General features: G+C 63.7%; 19 protein-coding genes. 9 read left to right on the top strand and 10 right to left on the bottom strand.

From position 1 onward, the window contains the following. Window positions 1-3: 3 nt before the first annotated feature. From glnL to glnA, 3 genes are all read right to left on the bottom strand, one after another. On the bottom strand, window positions 4-1,059 hold the full coding sequence (gene glnL, locus ACPW74_RS20935) for a nitrogen regulation protein NR(II) (RefSeq protein WP_010672524.1): 1,056 nt from the start codon (window positions 1,057-1,059) through the stop codon (window positions 4-6). An 86-nt stretch (window positions 1,060-1,145) separates the two neighbouring features. Beyond that, window positions 1,146-1,715, bottom strand: a complete 570-nt coding sequence (locus ACPW74_RS20940; protein WP_010672525.1) for a DUF4124 domain-containing protein — start codon at window positions 1,713-1,715, stop codon at window positions 1,146-1,148. Between the two features lie 191 nt (window positions 1,716-1,906). Then, complete coding sequence (gene glnA / locus ACPW74_RS20945; RefSeq protein WP_010672526.1) at window positions 1,907-3,316, bottom strand: glutamate--ammonia ligase; 1,410 nt, start codon at window positions 3,314-3,316, stop codon at window positions 1,907-1,909. 350 nt (window positions 3,317-3,666) lie between these two features. On the opposite strand from glnA, the gene typA reads away from it, so the two are divergent. The 3 genes from typA (at window position 3,667) to dtd (ending at window position 7,092) form a co-directional block, all read left to right on the top strand. After that, the gene (typA, locus tag ACPW74_RS20950; RefSeq protein WP_143238199.1) at window positions 3,667-5,478 is read left to right on the top strand and encodes a translational GTPase TypA; all 1,812 of its coding nucleotides are present in this window, start codon (window positions 3,667-3,669) and stop codon (window positions 5,476-5,478) included. Window positions 5,479-5,655: 177 nt separating this feature from the next. Beyond that, the gene (locus ACPW74_RS20955; protein WP_039039511.1) at window positions 5,656-6,528 is read left to right on the top strand and encodes a virulence factor BrkB family protein; all 873 of its coding nucleotides are present in this window, start codon (window positions 5,656-5,658) and stop codon (window positions 6,526-6,528) included. A gap of 126 nt (window positions 6,529-6,654) precedes the next feature. Beyond that, complete coding sequence (dtd, locus tag ACPW74_RS20960) at window positions 6,655-7,092, top strand: D-aminoacyl-tRNA deacylase (RefSeq protein WP_010672529.1); 438 nt, start codon at window positions 6,655-6,657, stop codon at window positions 7,090-7,092. A 65-nt stretch (window positions 7,093-7,157) separates the two neighbouring features. On the opposite strand, the gene ACPW74_RS20965 is transcribed toward dtd, so the two are convergent. Further along, window positions 7,158-7,838 (bottom strand): spermidine synthase, encoded by a 681-nt coding sequence (locus ACPW74_RS20965; RefSeq protein ID WP_223931886.1) that lies wholly within the window; start codon window positions 7,836-7,838, stop codon window positions 7,158-7,160. 173 nt (window positions 7,839-8,011) lie between these two features. Here ACPW74_RS20965 and ACPW74_RS20970 point away from each other — a divergent pair, with 173 nt between their 5' ends. After that, complete coding sequence (locus ACPW74_RS20970; protein WP_010672532.1) at window positions 8,012-8,920, top strand: bifunctional GNAT family N-acetyltransferase/hotdog fold thioesterase; 909 nt, start codon at window positions 8,012-8,014, stop codon at window positions 8,918-8,920. A 46-nt stretch (window positions 8,921-8,966) separates the two neighbouring features. Here ACPW74_RS20970 and ACPW74_RS20975 read toward each other — a convergent pair whose 3' ends face one another. The 4 genes from ACPW74_RS20975 to ACPW74_RS20990 form a co-directional block, all read right to left on the bottom strand. After that, complete coding sequence (locus ACPW74_RS20975; RefSeq protein WP_425858461.1) at window positions 8,967-11,027, bottom strand: AsmA-like C-terminal region-containing protein; 2,061 nt, start codon at window positions 11,025-11,027, stop codon at window positions 8,967-8,969. A 254-nt stretch (window positions 11,028-11,281) separates the two neighbouring features. After that, the gene (recG, locus tag ACPW74_RS20980; RefSeq protein WP_279980953.1) at window positions 11,282-13,351 is read right to left on the bottom strand and encodes an ATP-dependent DNA helicase RecG; all 2,070 of its coding nucleotides are present in this window, start codon (window positions 13,349-13,351) and stop codon (window positions 11,282-11,284) included. Between the two features lie 176 nt (window positions 13,352-13,527). Beyond that, window positions 13,528-14,877, bottom strand: coding sequence for a CDP-diacylglycerol--serine O-phosphatidyltransferase (pssA, locus tag ACPW74_RS20985; protein ID WP_279980954.1), 1,350 nt, complete (start codon window positions 14,875-14,877; stop codon window positions 13,528-13,530). A 152-nt stretch (window positions 14,878-15,029) separates the two neighbouring features. After that, window positions 15,030-16,391: a GntP family permease gene (locus tag ACPW74_RS20990; protein ID WP_223918078.1), complete on the bottom strand. Its 1,362-nt coding sequence runs from the start codon at window positions 16,389-16,391 to the stop codon at window positions 15,030-15,032. Window positions 16,392-16,556: 165 nt separating this feature from the next. Here ACPW74_RS20990 and ACPW74_RS20995 point away from each other — a divergent pair, with 165 nt between their 5' ends. The 4 genes from ACPW74_RS20995 to ACPW74_RS21010 all read left to right on the top strand — a co-directional run bounded on the left by ACPW74_RS20995 (window position 16,557) and on the right by ACPW74_RS21010 (window position 20,405). Next, window positions 16,557-17,066 (top strand): gluconokinase, encoded by a 510-nt coding sequence (locus ACPW74_RS20995; RefSeq protein WP_039039504.1) that lies wholly within the window; start codon window positions 16,557-16,559, stop codon window positions 17,064-17,066. Between the two features lie 60 nt (window positions 17,067-17,126). After that, on the top strand, window positions 17,127-18,923 hold the full coding sequence (gene edd / locus ACPW74_RS21000) for a phosphogluconate dehydratase (RefSeq protein WP_425858462.1): 1,797 nt from the start codon (window positions 17,127-17,129) through the stop codon (window positions 18,921-18,923). Window positions 18,924-18,932: 9 nt separating this feature from the next. Then, complete coding sequence (locus tag ACPW74_RS21005) at window positions 18,933-19,574, top strand: bifunctional 4-hydroxy-2-oxoglutarate aldolase/2-dehydro-3-deoxy-phosphogluconate aldolase (RefSeq protein WP_039039502.1); 642 nt, start codon at window positions 18,933-18,935, stop codon at window positions 19,572-19,574. A gap of 138 nt (window positions 19,575-19,712) precedes the next feature. Next, window positions 19,713-20,405, top strand: coding sequence for a helix-turn-helix domain-containing protein (locus ACPW74_RS21010; protein ID WP_104452033.1), 693 nt, complete (start codon window positions 19,713-19,715; stop codon window positions 20,403-20,405). A 55-nt stretch (window positions 20,406-20,460) separates the two neighbouring features. Here the strand turns inward: ACPW74_RS21010 and ACPW74_RS21015 are convergent, their stop codons facing one another. Continuing rightward, the gene (locus ACPW74_RS21015; RefSeq protein WP_041214080.1) at window positions 20,461-20,850 is read right to left on the bottom strand and encodes a nuclear transport factor 2 family protein; all 390 of its coding nucleotides are present in this window, start codon (window positions 20,848-20,850) and stop codon (window positions 20,461-20,463) included. A 109-nt stretch (window positions 20,851-20,959) separates the two neighbouring features. Next, window positions 20,960-21,967, bottom strand: a complete 1,008-nt coding sequence (locus ACPW74_RS21020) for a substrate-binding domain-containing protein (RefSeq protein ID WP_279980955.1) — start codon at window positions 21,965-21,967, stop codon at window positions 20,960-20,962. Between the two features lie 88 nt (window positions 21,968-22,055). Here ACPW74_RS21020 and ACPW74_RS21025 point away from each other — a divergent pair, with 88 nt between their 5' ends. Further along, a complete protein-coding gene (locus tag ACPW74_RS21025; protein ID WP_279980956.1) occupies window positions 22,056-22,706 on the top strand; it encodes a Qnr family pentapeptide repeat protein in 651 nt (216 codons plus the stop codon). Window positions 22,707-22,761: the final 55 nt, after the last annotated feature.

The following is a 22,761-nucleotide window of genomic DNA, read 5'->3' on the forward strand; positions in this document are numbered from 1 at the left end:
CCCTTACTTGCGAAGTGGTAAATAAATGGTGAATTCGGTGTGGCCCGGCCAGCTGATGCAGTCGATGCGCCCCTTGTGCTGATCGATCAGGTTCTGGGCGATGGAGAGGCCCAGGCCCGTTCCCCCTTCCTTGCCGGTGATCATGGGGTAGAAGAGGGTGTCGCGAATGGCGTCGGGAATGCCGGGGCCGTTGTCGATGATCTTGATTTCGGCCGCCAGGCGATAGCGCTGGCCATGGATGGTGATTTGGAAGGCGGTGCGCGTCTTGATGCGGATGAGGCCGTCCTGATCCCCAAGGGCCTCGGCGGCGTTGCGCACTATGTTCAGGAACGCCTGTTGCAGCTGGTCCGATTCCATCTCGAATTCGGGGATGCTGGGGTCGTAGTCCCGCTCGATGCGGATCTGCGGCGGCAGCTCCAGGTCCACCAGACGGCGCACCTGCTCCAGCACGGAGTGAACGTTGTGCATCTGGTGACGGCCGGGACGCTGGGGACCGAGCAACCTGTCGACCAGCACCCGCAGGCGATCGGCCTGCTCGATGATGATGCCGGTGTATTCACGCAAGGCCGGGTCGGGCAACTCCTTTTGCAGCAGTTGGGCCGCGCCGCGCAATCCCCCCAGGGGGTTCTTGATTTCGTGCGCCAGGCCGCGCACCAGCTCCTTGGCGGCCTGCTGCTGGGCGTGTTGCTGCAGCTCCTGGCTGATCTTCTTCTGCTGATCGATCTTGCGCAGTTCTACCACCATCAGTCGCTGTTCATGATCGGCCATGGGGCTGACGCTGATCTCCACCAGCCTGGGTTCCCCCTCCACCACCAGAGTGACTTCGCTGTCGGTGAAGCCCTGCCCCGAAATGAGGCACTGTTTGAAACGCTGCAGATCGAGAGAGATGTGTTCCAGCAGGTGGGGCAGTTCGATGCCGATCAGTCGTCGTTCGCTGAGGGAAAGCAGCTGCTCTGCCGCCGGGTTGACGAATTGAATGCAGAGACGTTCATCCATGAGAATGACGGCGGTCAGCAGATTGTCCAAGAGTGTCTTGGCGTTGTCCGAGCGGGTTGGCACAGGTTTCTCCCTAAAACGGTGCTGTACACCTTGAATGCACCAATATAGTGCATCAAGTTTACCCGCATCGGTGCGTCACATCACCCCTAATTGGCCTTGGGGGCGGCTCTGGGAGCCTGATTCACCGACGCCCTGTGCAGGTAAAAGGTGGTTGGCTTGGATTTAGCAAGGATCGTACCGTCTTTGGCGAGCAACTCGAGCCGTGCCTCGTAAGCGCCCCTATCGAGGTTTTCCACCCGTATGGCCAGGCTGTTGTGAACCAGGGGCACCGCCTTGCCGTTCAGGATCAGGCGAACATCGTATTGCACCGGGACCTGGGGAGAGATCTCGCCCTGGAAGACGATGTTGCCGGTATTGTCGCGCAATGTGCTGCCCGGTTCCGGAGAGATGAGGTCGATCTCCAGGGGAGCCGCTTCCAGGGCTTTCCTGGCATCGACACCGGTCAGGCTGTTGAAGTTGTCCACCTGGACCGAGTGGGGGGCTGTGCCGATGAGCGGCGAGACCCGCAGGTCCACCTCTTTTGCGCTCTTGCCGGGAGGGGGGGCATCGGTGTAGTGGGTCACCCCCTGGGGATCGACCCAGGAGTAGACGCGTGCGGCCTGTGCAGAACAGGAGGCCATCAGCAGGAGGCTCAGCAGCCAGGGTACAGTGTTCATCCATCTCTCCTTGACGGGGTTCACCTTAATCCTATCAGAGAAAAACCACGGGGTCGGGGCGTGAGCAGCCGAGGGTGGTACGGCTCCGTGAACGGGATCATCTTTCTGTACGATCGTGCCCGTTTGGCGGTATTTCCGTTGCCAGAATGAAAAAAACCCGCCAGATGGCGGGTTTGTCATGGGAAAGCGGATTAGACGGAGTAGTACAGCTCGAACTCCAGCGGGTGCGGAGTCATGCGCACGCGGTCAACATCCTGCTGTTTCAGTTCCAGGTAGGAGTTGATGAAGTCATCGCTGAACACGCCACCACGGGTCAGGAACTCACGGTCTGCATCCAGTGCGGACAGCGCTTCGTCCAGGGAACCGGCAACGGTCGGCACTTCGGCGGCTTCTTCCGGCGGCAGATCGTACAGGTTCTTGTCCATGGCATCGCCCGGATGGATCTTGTTGATGATACCGTCCAGACCGGCCATCAGCTGGGCAGCGAAGGCCAGGTACGGGTTGGCAGCCGGATCCGGGAAGCGTACTTCGATGCGGCGGGCTTTCGGGCTCGGCACGACCGGGATACGGATGGAGGCAGAGCGGTTGCGGGCGGAGTAGGCCAGCATGACCGGTGCTTCATAGCCCGGCACCAGACGCTTGTAGGAGTTGGTGGTCGGGTTGGCGAAGGCGTTGATGGCCTTGGCGTGCTTGATGATGCCGCCGATGTAGTGCAGCGCCATCTCGGACAGACCACCGTACAGGTCGCCTGCGAACAGGTTGACGCCGTCTTTGGCCAGGGACTGGTGGCAGTGCATGCCGGAGCCGTTGTCACCGAACATGGGTTTCGGCATGAAGGTGACGGTCTTGTTGTAGGCATGGGCCACGTTGTGGATCACGTACTTCAGGACCTGTACTTCGTCAGCCTTCAGGGTGAGGGTGTTGAAGCGGGTTGCGATCTCGTTCTGACCGGCGGTCGCCACTTCGTGGTGGTGAGCTTCGACGACCTGGCCCATCTCTTCCAACACCAGGCACATGGCGGCACGGATGTCCTGGGAGGAGTCAACCGGGGCAACCGGGAAGTAACCACCCTTGACGAACGGACGGTGACCCTTGTTGCCGTGCTCGTAGTCGGTACCGGAGTTCCAGGCAGCTTCTTCGGATTCGATCTTCACGAAGCTGTGGCCCATGGTGTTGGAGAAGGTGATGTTGTCGAACATGAAGAATTCCGGCTCCGGCCCGAACAGCACGGTGTCAGCGATGCCGCTGGACTTCAGGAAATCTTCGGCACGCTTGGCGATGGAGCGCGGATCGCGGTCATAGCCTTGCATGGTGGCGGGTTCCAGCACGTCACAGACGATGTTCAGAGTGGTCTCTTCGGTGAACGGGTCCAGTTTGGCGGAAGCCGGGTCCGGCATCAGCACCATGTCAGACTCGTTGATGCCCTTCCAGCCGCCGATGGAGGAACCATCGAACATCTTGCCGTCTTCGAAGAAGTCTTCGTCAACCTGGTGGGAAGGGATGGATACGTGCTGCTCTTTACCCTTGGTGTCGGTAAAACGCAGATCAACAAACTTGACTTCGTGTTCCTGGATCAGGGCCAAAACGTTCTGGGCTGACATGCTAAGTAACCTCCGGTGTTAAAACTCTTTGGGTGAATGCGTCGTCACATTCACATAAGCCAGTATCGTGCCAAGTTTGTGACAGCTTGATTTCAGGGCACTTGCACCGTTTCAGGCTGTCGAGAAACCCGTTCTCATGCCGGTTGCTGCATTAAAGTGGTGCAACCTTGGATCGTTTTGGTGCACCGAGATGGTGCGCCAGCGTATCCAGGCCATCTAAGCAGCCTTTTGCTGCGGGGTCCATGATCCTGATCCTTTGTTGTGTGTGAATGTGTTGCAATTCTGCTAGGCAGATCACAAAGGCGAGAGTACAATTAGCGCCCAATTTTACCCGGTGATTTGAGGCGAGAATGTTAGAGAATTTACGCAATATTGCGATTATTGCGCACGTTGACCACGGCAAAACGACTCTGGTTGATAAGCTGCTGCAGCAATCCGGCACTCTGGATCGCACCAGCGAAGGTCAGGAACGGATCATGGACTCCAATGATCTGGAACGGGAACGTGGCATCACCATTCTCGCCAAGAACACTGCGATCCGTTGGAACGACTACCGCATCAACATCGTGGATACCCCGGGTCACGCCGACTTCGGTGGTGAAGTTGAGCGCGTGCTCTCCATGGTTGACTCCGTGCTGCTGCTGGTCGACGCCGTTGACGGCCCGATGCCGCAGACCCGTTTCGTGACCCAGAAGGCGTTCGCCCAGGGTCTGAAGCCCATCGTGGTCATCAACAAGATCGACCGTCCGGGTGCTCGTCCTGACTGGGTAATGGATCAGGTCTTCGATCTGTTCGACAACCTGGGTGCCACCGATGAGCAACTGGACTTCAAGGTTGTTTACGCCTCTGCACTGAACGGTTGGGCCACCCTGGATCAGGACGTCCCGTCCGAGAACATGGAACCCCTGTTCCAGGCCATCGTCGACAACGTGGAAGCCCCGAAGGGCGACGTTGACGGTGCCTTCCAGATGCAAATCTCCCAGCTGGACTACAACTCCTACGTGGGCGTCATCGGTATCGGCCGCATCACCCGTGGTCGCGTCAAGACCAACCAGCAGGTCACCATCGTCGGTGCCAACGGCAAACCGCGTACCGGCAAGGTCGGTCAGGTGCTGGGCTACCTGGGCCTGTCCCGTACCGAAGTGACCGACGCGCAAGCGGGCGACATCATCGCCATCACCGGTCTGGGCGAGCTGAAGATCTCCGACACCATCTGTGACAACAGTGCCGTCGAAGCCCTGCCGCCGCTCTCCGTTGACGAGCCGACCGTGAACATGACTTTCCAGGTCAACACCTCGCCGTTCGCCGGTAAAGAAGGCAAGTTCGTCACCTCCCGCAACATTCTGGAGCGTCTGAACCAGGAGCTTGTCCACAACGTGGCCCTGCGCGTGGAAGAGACCGAAGATCCGGACAAGTTCCGCGTCTCCGGCCGTGGTGAACTGCACCTCTCCATCCTGATCGAAAACATGCGTCGCGAAGGTTACGAACTGGCGGTATCCCGTCCGGAAGTTATCCTGCGTACCGTGGATGGCGAACTGCAAGAACCGTTCGAAACCGTTACTGTGGACGTGGAAGAAGCGCATCAGGGTTCCGTGATGGAGCAGCTCGGCCTGCGTAAAGGCGAGATGACCAACATGACCCCGGATGGCAAGGGTCGCGTCCGTCTGGACTTCATCATCCCGAGCCGTGGCCTGATCGGCTTCCAGACCGAGTTCCTGACCATGACCTCTGGTACCGGTCTGCTGTATCACACCTTCGACCACTACGGTCCGCACAAGGGTGGCAGCATCGGTGAGCGTCAGAACGGCGTGCTGATCTCCAACGCCACCGGCAAGGCTCTGACCTTCGCCCTGTTCGGTCTGCAAGACCGTGGTCGTCTGTTCATCGGTCACGCGACCGAGGTGTACGAAGGCCAGGTGATCGGGATCCACTCCCGCTCCAACGACCTGACCGTCAACTGCCTGAAAGGCAAGCAGCTGACCAACATGCGTGCCTCCGGTACCGATGAAGCCCAGGTGCTGACTCCGCCGATCCGCATGACCCTGGAGCAGGCTCTCGAGTTCATCGACAACGACGAGCTGGTCGAGATCACCCCGAAAGCCATCCGTATCCGCAAGAAACTGCTGACCGAGATGGATCGCAAGCGCGCCGGTCGTGCTTGATCGAGAGCTGTTCATCGACAGACCAAAGAGAGGCCTTATGGCCTCTTTTTTTATGGGCTCGACATGAGGGTGCATGGGGCCTTAGTTCGATGGAGGCGCATCCGGCCGGTCTGCGGGTGGCCAAATGACCACCCTATCTGACACAATGTCTGCATGATCACGCTTACGAGAAACAAGATGCAGCAGCAGATCCGCGGCCGTCTGGCCCATGCACTCTCCTTCTTGCGCCACGATGGTGCCCACTTCGCCCAGTTTGTCTGGGGCCGCTTCCAGCAGGACAGATTGACGGTGACCGCCGGTTACCTGGCCTATGTCACCCTGCTCTCCCTGGTGCCCATGATCGCCGTGGTGTTCGGCATGATGTCGGCCTTTCCGGTGTTCCAGAGCCTGAAGCAGGCGATGGAGCAGTTTGTCTATCACAACTTCGTCCCCACCGCAGGGGAGATGCTCAAGGAGTACATCGACGGCTTCGTGGCCAACGCCACCAACACCACGGCCGTCGGTATCGGTGCCCTGATCGTGGTGGCCCTGATGCTCATCTCGGCCATCGACAAGAATCTCAACTACATCTGGCGGTCCACCCGAAGCCGGCCCTTGGCCCAGGCATTCGCCATGTACTGGATGATCCTGACCCTGGGCCCCGTGCTCATCGGTGCCAGCATCGCCATCTCCTCCTACATTCTCTCGCTCAGGTTGTTCGCGGCTGACAGCCTGTTCGGTATCGGCTATCTGCTGCTGCGCAGCCTGCCGTTCCTCTTCTCCGTGCTCACCTTCCTGCTGATCTATACCGTGGTGCCCAACTGCCGCGTGCGGCTGACCCACGCCTTCATCGGAGCCCTGGTGGCGGCCACCCTGTTCGAGCTGGCCAAGCGTGGCTTTGCCATCTACATCACCAACTTCCCCTCCTACCAGGCCATCTATGGCGCCCTGGCGACCATTCCCATCCTGTTCGTCTGGGTATATCTGAGCTGGCTGGTGGTGTTGCTGGGGGCCGAGACCACCGCCTGCCTCGGGGAGTACGAGAAGCCCGGTGCAGAGGAACTGGCCTGACGCCGGCCGGCCATCACACCGGATCCCGACACAAAGGCGTTGGCCCGGGCAGGGCATTTATTGGTAGCATCGACGACCGCTCATCCCGCAGGATGGGCGGTCGTGCTGTTTTGAGAGGAGAGGGATGTGATTGCACTGATTCAGCGGGTCAGCGAGGCCAGCGTAACGGTAGAGGGAGAGGTGACCGGGGCCATCGGCCAGGGGTTGCTGGTGCTGCTCGGAGTGGAGCAGGGGGATGACGAGGCCAAGGCGGACAAGCTACTGCACAAGGTGAGCGGCTATCGCATCTTCTCGGACGAGAACGGCAAGATGAACCTCAACGTGAGCCAGGTGAGCGGCAGCCTGCTGGTGGTCTCCCAGTTCACCCTGGCGGCGGATACCGGCAAGGGGATGAGACCCAGCTTCTCCGGTGGCGCCCATCCCGCAGATGCCGAGCGACTCTATGAGTACTTCGTGGCTCGCGCCAGGGAGAGCGGCGTGCCGACCGAAACCGGCCGCTTCGCCGCCGACATGAAGGTCAGGCTGCTCAACGACGGCCCCGTCACCTTCTGGCTGCAGGTATAAGGGTGGCAGGCAGGGCAGGACTCAGCGGACGGCAGGACGCGATGCCTGCACACTTCGCAGGTTCTTCACCCTGCCGGTGCTCGCCCGCCCTGGCCATGCTGACGGGTCGCGTGCAGGATGACGTTGCGGTAGCCGGACACGTCGTGGACGTGGGTCGGGCCTATCCACTCCTCTGCCAGTCGCAGAGCCTGTGCCTGTTCGAGCCGGGTGCGGGGCAGCAGATTGATGATGAGGGTTCCGCTCAGGCGGCTGGCCAGCGCCTGATAGAGCGGGGCCTGGAACAGCAGCAGGGGGTTGCCGTCCTGGCTGAACAAATCCAGCAGCACCAGATCGTAGAGCTCCTGGCTCTGGTGCAGGAAGTGCAGCGCATCGGCGTGATGCAGCCGAGGCGAGCCCCCTGACGAGGGGAGGAAGAACTGCTGGAACAGGGTGAGGATCTCGGCATCCAGATCCACGCAGTCGTGGTGGGCATCGGGCCAGCGTGCCGCCAGGTGACGGGTGAGATCCCCTCCGCCCAGCCCCAGCTCCAGGATCCGGCTTGCCCGCTTTGGCAACTGCTCCGCGATGCTCCGTTGATGAGGCAGACAGAGGCGGGCCGGCTGGTGGAGGCTCATGGCGGATTGCACCACGCCGTCCATTTCCAGCCAGCGATGACGGGCATTTTCAAGCACCGAAACGCGGCGTTCGGGTTTGGCGCTGAGGTGCAATAAGTGATCGGCTTGGTACGCTTGCAGATTGAAGTCCATGAATTTGCACGGCAAGATGGCTTTCGACCAGTGTAACTCAAGGATGTTGTTATGTACCGGGTGGTCACCCCCCAAACGGCAGCCGAGCTGGATACCTACTACAGGCTGCGCCGGGAGAAATGGTTGCGTCAGTCCTTCCATCTGCCAGTCGGCGCACACTCAAGGATCGCTTTATGTACCGGGTAGTCACCCCAGAAACACCAGCGGAGCTGGATGCTTACTATCAGTTGCGCTGGGAACTGCTGCGCAAACCCTTCAATCTGCCCCTTGGCTCCGAGCGTGACGAGTACGATACCGTCGCCATTCACCGGCTGATGCTCTCACCCGACGGAACGCCCATCGCCGTGGGTCGCCTCTTTGTGGGCGGCGATGAAGCCCAAATCCGCTTTATGGCGCTGCGACCCGAATTTCGCGGCCAGGGGCTGGGCGCCCGCATGGTGGAAGATCTCGAGCAGCTTGCCCGCGACGAGAAGGTGAAACGGCTGGTGATGAACGCCCGCCAGGAGGCAGTGGAGTTCTATCGCCGCTGCGGCTTCCTCGAGGTAGGGGAAGGCCCCGTCTCCTTCGGCCGCATCCCTCACCGCCAGATGATCAAGTCCCTGAGTCCCATGCAGACCATCCAGTACCGTCCGGAGTGGTGCCAGGATCTCACCACCCGCTGGTCGCGGGGTATTCCCATCAGCGAGAAGATGGGGGTGCACATCACCCACTACGATGGCCAGACCTTCCACCTCAAGGCCAACCTGGCGGCCAATCTCAACGTCCACGACACCATGTTCGCCGGCAGCATCTACAGCCAGTGCGTGCTGGCGGGCTGGGGTCTCATCTGGTTGCAGCTCAAGGAGGCAGGGCTGGGAGGGGATACCGTGCTGGCCGAGGGCAACATCAAGTATTACCGGCCGGTGAGCGAAGAGCCGGAGGCGCGGGTGGCCCGGGAGGGCATGCCCGCCGTGCTCGAGCCGCTGAGGGGCGGAGAATCCGCCAAGTTCAGCCTGCGGGTGCAGTTGTTCAGTGGCCGCAAGCTGGCGGTGGAGTTTGTCGGTCAGTACGTGGTGCTGCCCATCAAGCGCGGCGCACGCTGATCCCTGATGTTCACAGCAACAAGGCCTCTTCGCGAGGCCTTGTTCGTTATTGGGCGGCGGGTGGCCGTGGGCGCCAGAGCGGGCCGCTTCGTCCCTGGGCGGGGTAGCGCACACCCGCCTCCCAGCCACAGGCGTCCTGTCCCGTGGGGAAACTCCAGCCCAGGTCGGGCGCATTGAGGGGGCCGCGCCAGCGGGCGAGCAGCTCGGCGCAGCGTCCCTTGTTCAGGACCCCGAGGTCGAGCTGCCACTGGTCTGCGGCCAGGTCGACACCCCCTTGCAGTGCCAGCAGGTGGGTGATGGTGGAGGCACCGCCTTGCTCGATCCGCACCTTGCCCTGCTCCGCCCTGGCATCCAGCCTGATCTGATAGAAGGGGGTGTCTCCGCGTTGCATCGCCTGCCACAGCGTCTGCGGTGTCAGATCGGGGGGGGTCTGCTCCCTGAACCAGTCATCCAGCAGGGGGTCGATGCCGACCTTGTCCCAGAAGGGATCCTTGCTCTCCAGGCTCAGGCTGCCCTGAAGGGTCCGGCGCCAGTTGGCCGTCTGCTCGCCGGGCTGCCCGTTGAGGTCGGCCTGCAGATCTGCCGCCAGATCCACCTTGCCCGCGAAGGAGACGGGGGAGTGCAGTAACTTGCCCCACTGCTCCAGATCCAGCTGCTTGCCCTGCAACTGCAGGCGGCTCTCCTGCCCGGGCGTCCTGCCCCACTGGCCGCTCAGGTTGAGGGAGCCCTCGTCGGGCAGGGAGGTGGCGAGGGTGTTGAGCTGCCAGGAGCTGGGGGTCAGCTCGCCATCCAGGGTGCCGTTGCGAGCACTGAGACCGTCCCACACCAGCTCGAACCACTTGCTCTCGATGCGGGCACGCCCCAGCAAGGTGCCTGGCTGGTTGCCCCGCAGGGCGAGATCGTTCAGGTAGAGTTGCCAGCCGGTCAGGGAGAGGGGCAGGGTGTCGTCGAAAGAGAGCACCTTGAGCTTGTCGAAGGCCAGTTTGCGGATGTCGATCTGTTGCGGGCGCCAGCCCTGCCAATCCTGCCACCACCCCTGGGGCAAGCTGATGTCCATGCCGCTCAGGGCCAGATCCTTCAGGATGAGCTTCTGCTGCTGGGTGTCGAGGGCCAGCTCGACGTTGAACTCCCCTTCGTATGCCTTGCCCCGCAGCTCGGCATCCAGCTGCCGGGGGGAGAAGGCGAGCTTGCCCTCGATGGCCTCAAGCTGGAACAGGCCGCGGCCCATGTCGCCCAGGGTGCCCGCCAGATAGCCGCTGGGCTGGCTGCCCGCCTGCCAGTCGAAGGCGGTGAGCTGGCCGTTGAAGTTGTTGAGGGAGAGCTCCTGATCGATGGCATTGATGCTCACCTGGGCAAGCTGACCCCTGTCCAGGGTGATGCGGCGCAGGGGGAACTCGCCAGGGGGAATGTCACCAAGCTCGAGTCGCATGGCGCGGGCCTTGAGATCGTGCAGTTGCAGGCTGCGCTCTGGCCAGTTCAGCACCATGCCGGTCTCGAGCAGGCCGTCGAACAGGTTGGTGGTCAGTCTGTCGGTACTGAGCACCTGCCCCTCCAGCCGCCCCTTTAGGCTGAGACGGGCCAGGGTGAACATGGGGGTCTCCAGCTGGTTGATGCCCAGGGTGAGGTTGGCCTGGGGCTGGCGTCTCGGGTCGATCAGTTCCCAGTCACTCAAGGACGCACTGAGGCCGCGCAGGGTCAGGGCCTCGCTCTGCAGGCTCAGGTTGTCGATGGTGCTGTCGCTGATGGTGAGGGAGTGAACCGGCAGGCTTGGCAGCTGGTTGGGGAGCGGCAGCTTGATGACGGGACGGATGAGGTCCAGGTGGGCGATGCGCACATCCCGGTTAAACCAGTCGATGTGCTCGATCTCCAGATAGAGTTTTTCCAGCTGTACCGCATCCCCATAGCGCACCTGTTCCGCCAGCAGGGTGTAGGGGTGCAGCGGATTGAACACCAGCCGGCCTATGGTGACGGGCACCCCGGTCTGCTGGCTGAGCCAGTTGGCGATGGGGCCTTTGGCGCGCTCGGCATCGAACAGGCCGAGACCGACCCAGACAAAGAGCAGCAGGAAGGCAAAGGTGTAGAGCAGGCCGCGCAGCCAGGAATTCATCAGTGCTTTCCTCCTGTTTCTGTTGCTTGGTCAGGCATTCGAGTAGTGATCCCGTAGACCGAGCCTGCATCGTATCAAGGGTTCGACATGGCTCGGGTGTTTATTCATCAGGCAAGGTGACCCTCTTCTGCATCTGCCTTGGTCAAGCATTGGAGTAGTGGTCCCGCAGGCCCAGCCAGCGGCGGATCAGGGGCTCGACATGGCTCGGGTGTTTATCCATCAGGCAAGGTGACCCTCTTCTGCATCTGCCTTGGTCAAGCATTGGAGTAGTGGTCTCGCAGGCCCAGCCAGCGGCGGATCAGGGGCTCGACATGAGCCGGGTGTTTGTCCATCAGGAAGCGCGCCATCTTCTGCACCTGAGGGATGAGCGGCTGGTCGCGCACCAGATCGGCGATCTTGAGATCGGCCAAACCAGTCTGGCGGGTACCGAGCAGCTCGCCTGGGCCACGCAGTTCCAGATCTCGCTGGGCGATGAGAAAGCCGTCATTGGTCTCCCGCAGTACCCCGAGGCGGCTCTGGGCGGTCTTGGACAAGGGGGCATGATAGAGCAGCACGCAGTGAGAGGCCACCGACCCCCGCCCGACCCGGCCGCGCAGCTGGTGCAACTGGGCCAGCCCCAGCCGCTCCGGGTTTTCGATGATCATCAGGCTGGCATTGGGCACATCCACCCCCACCTCGATGACGGTGGTGGCGACCAGCAGTTGCAGTATGCCCGCCTTGAACTCCTCCATCACCCGCTGTTTCTCGACGGGGCGCATCCGGCCGTGTACCAGGCCGATGTGCAGGCCGGGCAGCAGGGTTTGCAGCTCGGCGGCAGTGTCTTCGGCGGCCTGGCACTCCAGCACCTCCGACTCCTCGATCAGGGTGCAGACCCAGTAGGCCTGCTTGCCCTCCTCGCAGGCGAGCCTCACCCGCTCGATCACATCCTGGCGGCGACTGTCCGGCAGGGCGACCGTGGTAATGGGAGTGCGGCCCGGCGGCAGCTCGTCGATGATGGAGGTATCGAGGTCGGCATAGGCGGTCATCGCCAGGGTACGGGGGATGGGGGTGGCGGTCATGATGAGCTGGTGGGGATGCACCCCTTCCCGCTCTCCTTTTTCTCGCAGGGCGAGACGCTGATGCACGCCGAACCTGTGCTGTTCATCGATGATGACCAGGGCGAGGCGCTGGAATACCACCTGCTCCTGGAAGATGGCATGGGTGCCCACCACCATCTTGACGCTGCCGTCCGCGATGGCGGCCAGCGCCTCTTCCCGCGCCTTGCCCTTCTGCTTGCCCGCCAGCCAGCCCACCTTGATGCCGAGCGGATCCAGCCACCTGGCGAAGTTGATGGCGTGCTGTTCGGCCAGCAGCTCGGTCGGGGCCATCAGCCCCACCTGGCAGCCGTTGCCGATGGCCTGCAGGGCGGCCAGCGCCGCGACCAGCGTTTTACCTGAGCCCACGTCCCCCTGCACCAGCCGCATCATGGGGTGGCTCTGCTGCAGATCCCGGCCGATCTCCGCCACCACCCGGCTCTGGGCGCCGGTGGGGGTGAACGGCAGGGCGCCGAGCAGCTGCCGGACCAGCTCGGGTGCGGGTTTGAGGGCGCGGGCGAGCTGGTTCTGAGCCTGGGCGCGTACCTTCAAGACCGAGAGGTTGTGGGCCAGCAGCTCTTCCAGTACGAGCCGCTGCTGTGCCGGGTGCTGGCCGCTCTCGAGCAGGGCCAGCGCCACCGAGGGAGGCGGGCGGTGCAGCAGCTTCAGGGCGGCGGCCAGATCGATCTGCTGGGGATAGAGGCCGGCAGGCAGCAGCTCCTCGACCCCGTAGAGGTCGAGCTGGGCCAGGGCCTGATCCGTGAGGCTGCGCAGGGTGAGCTGGCGCAGCCCCTCTGTGGTGGGGTAGACGGGGGTGAGGGCCTCTTCGGTCTGGCCGGCCTGCTCCTCGCCGAGCAGCTTGTACTCGGGGTGGGCCATCTCCAGGCCGTACTTGCCGGGACGGGTCTCGCCGAAGCAGCGGATAAGGCGGCCCTGGGCCAGGCTGTTTTTCTGGGCAGCGGTGAAATTGAAGAAGCGCAGGGTCAGGCTGCCGGTGCCGTCGCTGATACGGCATACCAGCATGCGGCGGCGCCCCATCACCAGCTGGGTGTCCTGGATCTCGCCTTCGACGGCACCGTGCAGGCCGGGCGGCAGATCGCCGATGGGCCACACCTGGGTGCGGTCCTCGTAGCGCAGGGGGAGGTGGAACAGCAGGTCCTGTACCGTGGCCAGCCCCAGCCGCTCGAGTTTCTCCAGCATCTTGCTGCCGACACCCTTGAGGCTGTCGAGGGAGATTTTATCCAATTTCATCAATTAGATGCCCGAAAACACTGTAAATATGTCCAGATGATAGGGGTTGTTGCGGCCTCGATGCAAGCCGCGTTGTGCCGTTCCGGGCTGGTGGGCAAGGGAGCGGGGGGAGGGTCATCCATGAAAAAGGCCTGCCGGAAACGGCAGGCCTTTTCACTGACGGGGCGCCCTGGCGGTCAGATGATGCGCTTGAGCAGGAGGTGAGCCTTGACCCTGTGGATCCGGGCCAGCAGCTTGCGCACCTGATCCGGGTAATCCTTGATCTGCTCTATCTGGTCGAAGTGACTGATGCGGCGGGTGTGGGTCAGGATGTTCTCCCGCTCCGCACTGAACTGCTCGCGCAGGTGATGGTGCTGGTCGTGTACCAGCAGGCCGTTCTCCAGATCCAGCGCCCAGGCTCGGGGATTGAGGTTGTTGCCGGTGAGCAGGGCCCACTCCTCATCCACGAAGATCCCCTTGAGGTGATAGGAGTTCTTCTCGCAGCACCAGAGCATGAGGTTGAGCCGGCCGTTGTCGATGTGGTGCTGGTTGCGCTCGGCAAACTTGCGCAGGTTGGTCTCGTAGAGATAGGGCAGACCGCCGATGGTGGAGAACTTCTCCTCCGGGGGGATGAAGAAGTCGTTGGCGGTCTTGTCGCCCACGACGATGGTCACCTTGCAGCCGCGTTTGAGCAGTGCCTCCACGTCCTTGTTCAACTCCTTGGGGGGGTTGAAGTAGGGGGTGCAGATGAAGATCTCCCGCTCGGTGGCCCGCACCAGGTTGCGGATCATCCGGTTGAGCTGGTTGCCCCGCTTGCCCAGGCCCACCATGGGGGTCACGGCGATCTCCCGATCGTTGGGCTGGATGCTCTCGAAGCGGTACTGGCAGAGGCGCAGGCGCTGCTTGAAGCGGCGGATCTGCCCTTTGAGCTGCTTGGCGCCAGGGATGCCGGTGCGATCCAGCCGTTGGACGGCCTCGCTGCCGAGGAAGACGTCATCCACGTAGTTGACCATGCTGCGGGTCAGCGCCGGGCTGTGGATCTGGTGATAGCGATCGAAGCGGTAGCGCTCCTGCTGGTGCAGGTAGATGTCGTTGAGGCTGGCGCCGGAGTAGAGCAGGGTGTCGTCGAAGATGAAGCCCTTGAGGTGCAGCACCCCGAGCAGCTCGCGGCCCTTGACCGGCACGCCGTAGATCTCGATCTGGTGTTCGTGGCGGGCGGCCATGGCCTGGTACATCAGGTGGTTGCCCCCCTGCTTGCCCTTGCCGATCAGGCCGCGCTGGGCGCGGTGGAAGTCGACGAATACCTTGATGTCGAGGGCGGGGTTGCGCTGCTTGGCGGCATAGAGGGCGAAGAGGATCTCCCGTCCCGCCTCGTCATCCTGCAGATAGAGCGCGATCAGGTAGATGCGCTGGGTCGCATGGGCGATGAGCGACAGGATCCGGCTCTTGAAGTCCTTGGCGCTGCTGAGCACCTGAAACTGATCCGCGGCGACCGCGATCTGGGGTAAGCGGGTCAGCAACTGTCGATAATGTGCCGATGAATGCATAGAGAAGCCTGAAATCACGGGATGAAGCGTTCCACTCGGGGCGAAGAATAGGCAATTCTAGCAATCTGTGGCGATGGGCCCAAGCAAGAATCCGTAAAAAGTCGGTGCAGAGTCACATCGGGGCCGACGGATGCGGCCCCGATGTGTTTCCGTCAGAGGATGGCGCTGGCCGTGGCCACGATGAGGAAGGCGATGGTGCCGAGCAGGGTCTCCATCACGGTCCAGGTCTTGAGGGTGGTCTTCTCGTCCATGTTCAGGAAGCGGCTGACCAGCCAGAAACCGGAGTCGTTGAAGTGGGAGAGTACGGTCGCGCCCCCGGCGATGGCGATGACGATGAAGGTCAGGTCCAGCTCGCTCAGGCCGGTGGTGGCGGCCACGGTCGGCGCCATCAGGGCGGCGGTAGTGGTCAGGGCCACGGTGGCGGAACCCTGGGCGACCCGCAGCGCGGCGGACACCAGGAAGGCTGCCAGGATCACCGGCATGCCGGTATCGGAGAGGACGTCGGCCAGCGCGGTGCCGATGCCGCTCGCCCGCAATACGCCGCCGAACATGCCGCCGGCACCGGTGACCAGGATGACGGCGCAGACCGGGGCCAGGGCGTCGTTGCAGAACTTCTCGAGCTGCACCTTGCCCTGGCTCTGGCGGAACATCCAGAGGGCGTACAGCACAGTGATGAGCAGGGCGACCGGGGTCTTGCCGACCATGCGCAGCACGTTGACCCAGTCCGCACCCTTGTCGATGACGCCCATGACGCTCAGGGTATTGAGGCCGGTATCCATGAAGATGAGCACCAGCGGCAGCAGCAGGATGGAGATCACCTGGCCGAAGCTCGGCGCCTTGTCGGAGAGCTGCTCGGCACTGGCAGTGAAGCTCGGGGGCAGGGGCAGCTCAAACTTCTTGCCGGACCAGAGCCCGAACAGGTAAGCACCCAGATACCAGGTGGGCAGCGCGACCAGCAGGCCCACGATGGTGAGCAGACCGATGTTGGCACCCAGCAGCTCGCTGGCGGCCACCGGGCCCGGGTGGGGCGGCAGGAAGGCGTGCATCACCGCAAAGGCACCGGCGGAGGGCAGGGCATACTTGAGGACGGAGCCGCCGAACTGCTTCGCCACGCTGAAGATGATGGGCAGCATGACGATGAGACCGGCGTCGAAGAAGATCGGGAAGCCGAACAGCAGGGAGGCCACACCCAGCGCGAAGGGGGCGCGGTGGGAGCCGAAGCGGTTGATCAGGGTATCGGCCAGTACCTTGGCGCCCCCCGTCATCTCCAGGATCCGGCCTATCATGGCGCCGAGGCCGACCAGCAGCGCGACCGAGGCCAGGGTGCCGCCGAAACCGGTCAGCATGGTGGGGATCACCTGGTCATAGGTGACCCCGGTGGCCAGGGCCGTCAGCATGCTGACCAGGGTCAATGCCACGAAGGCATGTACCTTGAATCGCATGATCAGCACCAGCAACATGACAATGGCTCCGCCCGCTACCGAGAGCAGATAGGCGACATCGGGTGTGTTCATTGCTCCGTCCATAAAATTGTCCTCAAATGGTTCTAGTTGTTGTTCTGCACATTTCTGTGCTGCACTTCACATTGCGAAACGTTACCGGTAACATGTTACCGGTAACGTGGTAGCTTAGAACCCATCAGGCGAACGTTTTTTGAAAAGTGAGAGAGAGGTCAAATAATGGCGGGCAAGTGCATTATCGTGATGGGTGTGTGTGGCAGCGGCAAGTCCAGCATCGGCCTCAAGGTGGCCAATGCCCTGGGGGCCAAGTTCATCGACGGCGATGATCTGCACCCTCGCGCGAACATCCAGAAGATGGCGGCGGGCAACCCGCTCAACGATGAAGACAGAGCCCCCTGGCTGGAGCGGATCCGCGATGCGGCCTACAGCCTGGAGCGCAAGAACGAGCTCGGTGTCATCGTCTGCTCGGCCCTCAAGAAGCAGTACCGCGACCAGATCCGCGAGGGCAACGACTCGGTGAGTTTCCTGTTTCTGGATGGCAGCCAGTCCCTCATTCTCGAACGGATGCGGGCACGGCAGGGCCATTTCATGCGCGAAGCCATGGTACAAAGCCAGTTTGATACCCTGGAGCGACCGGATGGCGAGCCCGGCGTGTTTCGCATCGATATCGACGGGACCTTCGAACAGGTGGTCGACCGTGCCGTCACCGCGCTGACGCAGGCGCAATGAGCCATGTCGCGCGCCCGGCTGAGGCCGACCGCGCCCGTATATAGAGTTGGAGAGAAAGCTATGACCCATCCCGTGATCACCCAGGTGACCAACCGCATCCGCGAGCGCAGCACCGCCCGCCGTGCCCGCTTCCTGGCCCGCATCCAGCGCCAGGCCGATCAGGGCAAGACCCGCGCCTCCCTCTCCTGCGGCAACCTGGCCCACGCCGTGGCCGCCTCGAGCTGTGACGAGAAGGGGCGGATCCTCGACATGACCCGCGCCAACGTGGCCATCGTCACCGCCTACAACGACATGCTGAGTGCCCATCAGCCCTATCATGGCTACCCGGACATCATCAAGGGCGCCCTGGCGGAGCTCGGCCACAGTGCCCAGGTTGCCGGCGGCGTACCCGCCATGTGCGACGGCGTGACCCAGGGTCAGCCGGGGATGGACATGTCCCTCTTCTCCCGGGATCTCATCGCCCAGGCCACCGCGGTCTCCCTCTCCCACAACACCTTCGACGCCACCCTGCTGCTCGGTATCTGCGACAAGATTGCCCCGGGCCAGATCATGGGGGCGCTTTCCCACGCCCACCTGCCCACCGCCTTCGTGCCTGCCGGCCCCATGGCGAGCGGCATCAGCAACGACGAGAAGGTGAAGGTGCGCCAGCAGTACGCTGCCGGTGAAGTGGGCCGCGACGCCCTGCTCAAGATGGAGTGCGGCGCCTACCACGCGGCGGGCACCTGCACCTTCTACGGCACCGCCAACACCAACCAGCTGGTGTTCGAAGCCATGGGCCTGATGCTGCCGGGCTCCGCCTTCGTACATCCGCACAGCGAGCTGCGCCACGCCCTCACCGAGGAAGCGGCCCGCCGCATCAGCGCCATGATCCCGGGCTCCCCGGCCTATCGCCCCCTGAGTGCGGTGATCGACGAGCGCGCCCTGGTCAACGGCCTGGTGGCCCTGCTCGCCTCCGGCGGCAGCACCAACCACAGCATTCACATGGTGGCGCTGGCCCGCGCCGCCGGGCTGGAGCTGACCTGGGACGACCTGAGCGATCTCTCCGACGTGGTGCCGCTCCTGGTGCGCATGTACCCGAACGGCCCGGCGGACGTCAACGCCTTCGAACAGGCGGGGGGCGTGCCCGGCCTGATGCGTCGTCTGGCCGAAGAGGGGCTGATCCACATGGATGCAACCCCGGTCTTCGGCGAGATGCAGGACTACCTCAGCCGTCCGGCACTGGTGGATGGCAAGCTGGTGTGGCAACCGGTGGGCGAGAGCGCGGATCCGAGCGTGCTCTCCCCCTCTGGCAGCGAGTTCCAGGCCACCGGCGGCACCAAGCTGCTGGCGGGCAACCTGGGCCGCGCCGTGGTCAAGGTTTCGGCCGTCGCGCCCGAGTATCGGGTCATCGAGGCCCCGGCCCGGGTCTTCTCCTCCCAGCATGCGGTGGAGGCGGCCTACAAGGCTGGTGAGTTGAACCAGGACGCCGTCATCGTGGTGCGCCACAACGGCCCGGCCGCCAACGGCATGCCGGAGCTGCACAAGCTGATGCCGGTGCTTGGCAACCTGCAGAAGGCGGGTCACAAGGTGGCCCTGGTCACCGACGGCCGCCTCTCCGGCGCCTCCGGCAAGATCCCGGCCGCCATCCACGTCACCCCGGAAGCCCTGCACGGCGGGGCCATCGGCCTGCTCGCCGATGGCGACCTGCTGCGGGTGGATGCCGAGTCTGGCCGCCTCGACTGCCTGACCGATTTGAGCGGCCGTACCCAGGCCGAGATCGACCTCACCCTGGAACAAGAGGGGTGGGGCCGTGAACTGTTCAGCGTGATGCGTCGCGCGGTATCGAGCGCCGAGTGCGGCGCCACCATCTTTGACTAAGGAAGAGCTATGCAGAACTGGAAAGTGACCCCTGCCGAGGTGTTTGCCGCCTCCCCCCTGGTACCCGTGATGGTCATCAACGACCTGGAGCAGGCCCTGCCGATGGCCAAGGCCCTGCTGGATGGCGGCATCTCGGTGTTCGAGATCACCCTGCGCACCCCGGTGGCGCTGGACGCCATCGCCCTCATCGCCAAGGCGATGCCGGATGCCATGGTCGGTGCCGGTACCGTGCTCAACTGCGCGCAGTTTGATGCCGCCGTCGCTGCCGGTGCCCGCTTCGTCATCTCCCCGGGCATGACCCCGGCCCTGCTGGCCCACGCGGCCAAGAGCACGGCGCCGCTGATCCCGGGGGTGGCCACCCCGTCCGAGGTGATGCAGGCGCTGGAAGCGGGCTACGACCACCTCAAATTCTTCCCGGCCGAGGCGAACGGCGGCACCAAGGCACTCTCCGCCATCGCGGCGCCCCTGCCCCAGGTGAAATTCTGCCCCACCGGCGGCATCGGCCCGAAAAACGTGGCCGACTACCTGGCGCTGAAATGTGTGGCCACCGTCGGCGGCTCCTGGATGCTGCCGGCAGACGCCGTCAAGAGCGGCAACTGGGAGGAGGTGACCCGCCTCTCCCGGGAAGCGGTTGAATTGGTTAAACGCTAAGCAAATATCGTTTAGAAAAATTAAACAGGCCACCCCCGGGTGGCCTGCTGTTTTTCCGCCCCCGGAGGGGGTGGGCCGTTTGCTTCCGGCCTCGCCCTGGCTTAAGGTCGGGGGCCGCCCCTCTCCCCTGGAGCCTTCATGTCCTGTCTGCATCCATCCTACCCGCAAGGGCACTTCACCGCGCTGCACTGCCACCCCCATGCCCAATACTGCTATCTGCACGACGGGGGCGGCATCATCACGGGGCGAGGGGAGGGAGAACTGCTGGTGGCGGGCCAGATCTGCTTTATTCCGGCGGGGTGGGAGCACGAGTTTCGCGTGCTGCGCCGCTCCCGACTCTCCCTCCTCTATGTGCCGACGCCGGCCCGTACCGCCTTCGGCCCCTTGCAGGCCAGCCCGCTGCTGGCGGGCCTCTTCGCCCGCCTGTCCGAGCTGGCCGAGGAGGAGGTGAAAGGGGCCTATCTGACGGTGCTTGGCCAGGAGCTGGAGCGCGCCGACCCGCTCGCGGCGCGCATTCCCCTCGCCGGGGCGCTGGACCCGCGCCTGCTGCGGGTGCTGGACAGGGTGTGCCAGGCACCCGCCATCCATCTGACGCTGACGGCGCTGGCGGCAGATTGCGGCGCCTCGGTGCGTACCCTCAACCGGCTCTTCCTCCAGCAGCTGGGGTGCAGCTTTCGCCAGTGGCGGGAGCAGGTGGTGCTGGGGCGGGCGCGCCAGTTGCAGCACCGGGGGCTCACGCTGGCCCAGATCGCCGATCGGCTCGGCTACGAGGATCCCGGCGCCTTGTCCCGCGCCCTCCAGCGCCTTGCCCGGCGCGAACCGGCGGCCTGAGGGCGCATTATCTGCCTTCCTGCCCGCCATGGCGGTGTCTGCGGGTTGCCGGCAGTCAGCGCCGCGAGCCGATATCCGCATCCTCCTTGCTGCCTGCCAGCAGACAGGTCACCTCGTCGGTGTGGCAGATCCGATCGCCGCGAAAGGTGAAGAGGCCGCTCACCTTGCAGACCAGGGTGCCGCCGTCCTGGCGGGTGGCCCGCACCACATGGGTCGAGTGCACCCGCTCCCCCTGCGCCAGGGTGGCGACAAACTCGATGCTCGCCCCGGCCAGATGGCGGCGCAGTGTGGCGATGTGCTGGTGAAACGCCGGGTAGTCGAGCCGCTCGCCGTTCACCTCCTGGCAGTAGTCGGGGGTGAACCAGGCGTCGAGCTCCGCCAGGGGGAAGGCGGGATCGCAGATGACGCGCTGCAGGCAGGCTTTCAATCGTTCGGTGTGGTGCATGGTCTGCTCCTGACAGGGTGGATGGAGGAGCCAGCATAGGCCAGGGGAGGCGAGGGGAGAGGGGAGAAGGCGCCATCATGGCGGTCGAACGCGCCATGATGGCCGGGGATCAGCCGAGGCTTTCCCCCTCATAGAGGGAGAAGCCGATGTCCTTGCACCTGGTCGCCAGCGGCTGGCCGCCGAGGCGGGCCAGCAGCATGATGGCGGCTTCGCGACCTATGGTCTCGCGGGGGGTGACGATACTGGCGAGCTTGGGGGTCATGGCGTGGCCGATGTCGAGGGCGTTGCTGCCGGCGATGGCCACCTGCTGGGGCACCTGGATCCACCTGGCCTGGCATTGCAGCAGGGCCCCCACCGCCAGGTCGTCGTTGGTGCAGAACAGGCCGTCGAGATCGGGGAAGCGCGCCATGGCCTGGGCCAGCAGCTCTCCCCCCAGGGTGAAGCTGGAGGATTGCTCCGTCAGCAGGTGCTGGCCGGTCAGACCGAAATCGGCCATCGCCTGGTAGTAGCCTTCCATTCGCAGCTGGGTGCGCACGTCGAGCCGGGCGCCGAGGTAGATCACCTTGCGCCGTCCCCGGCGCAGCATCTCTGTTACCATGGCCCGGGCGGCGGCCCGATGATCCATGCCCACCACCATGTCGATGGGGGAGAGGGGCAGATCCATGGTCTCCACCACCGGGATGCCGGCGGTGGCGATCATCTTGCGGGTGCGCTCGGTGTGCTGGGTGTCCGAGAGGATGAGCCCGTCCACGTTGTAGGAGAGGAGCGAGGCGACCTGCTCCTCCTCCCGCTCCGGGCTGTAGCCGTAGTGGGCGAGCAGGGTCTGGTAGCCGGCGGGCCGGGTCACCGCCTCGATGCCGTGGATCACCGCCGAGAAGACCTGGTTGGAGAGGGAGGGGATCAGGATGCCGATCGCCTTGCTGGTGGCGTTCGACAGCATGTCCGGCGCCCGGTTCGGGATGTAGCCGAGCTCCTCCACCGCGGCGGCGATGCGCTCGCGGGTCCCTTCGGCCACGGCGGACGGGTCGCGCAGGTAGCGGCTGACGGTCATCTTGGTGACACCGGTCAGGTCGGCAATGTCCTGCAGGGTAGGGCGGCGCTTGCGGGTGTCGTTCATCTGGGGATCCGGCAAAAAATGTTACACGTAACATTACCGTTTTTGCACGGCAATGTCAGCATATGACGCCATCAACAGGGGGCAGGAGATGATCGAGGGTAGGTGTTTCGAGGGGATCCACTTCGAGCAGCAGGAGGCGGAGGGGGAGCAGTTCCAGGGGTGCCGCTTCATCGGCTGTCACTTCTCCTGGCTCGATCTCGGGGAGTGCTGCTTCGTCGACTGCAGCTTCTATGACAGGGAACGGGAACTGGGATGCCTGTTTCAGGGCTGCGATCTGAGGGAGGCGAGCTTCCTGCGCTGCGATCTCACCCTGGCGGACTTCGGCAGCAGCCAGTGTCTTGGGCTGGAGATGCGCGACTGCCAGGCCATGGGGATCAACTTCGCCCATGCCAGCTTCGCCAACCGGATCACCGCCAAAAGCTATTTCTGCGAGGCCCACCTCACCGGCAACAACTTCAGCTACGCCAACTTCGAAAGCTGCCTGCTGGAGCGGTGTGAGCTTGCCGGCAACCGCTGGCAGGGGGCCAACCTGCTGGGCGCCTCCCTGGCAGGCTCGGATCTCAGCGGCTCCGAGTTCGGGCAAATCGACTGGACCAGCTTCAACCTGCAAGGCTGCGACCTGCGCCAGTGCGATCTGCCCGGCCTGGATCTGCGCCGGGTCGACCTCGCCGGGGTGCAGATCAATGAAGATCAGCAGCAGGGGCTGCTGGAGCAGATCGGGCTGGTGGTCTTCCCCTGAGCGGGGTGGAAAAGAGGTAAGTTTTCATCATCGGGGCGGGCGGTGTGGTGCCTCC

The sequence above is a fragment of the Aeromonas sp. INTO2 genome (genome assembly GCF_049860605.1).
In the GTDB taxonomy this organism is placed as follows: domain Bacteria; phylum Pseudomonadota; class Gammaproteobacteria; order Enterobacterales; family Aeromonadaceae; genus Aeromonas; species Aeromonas caviae.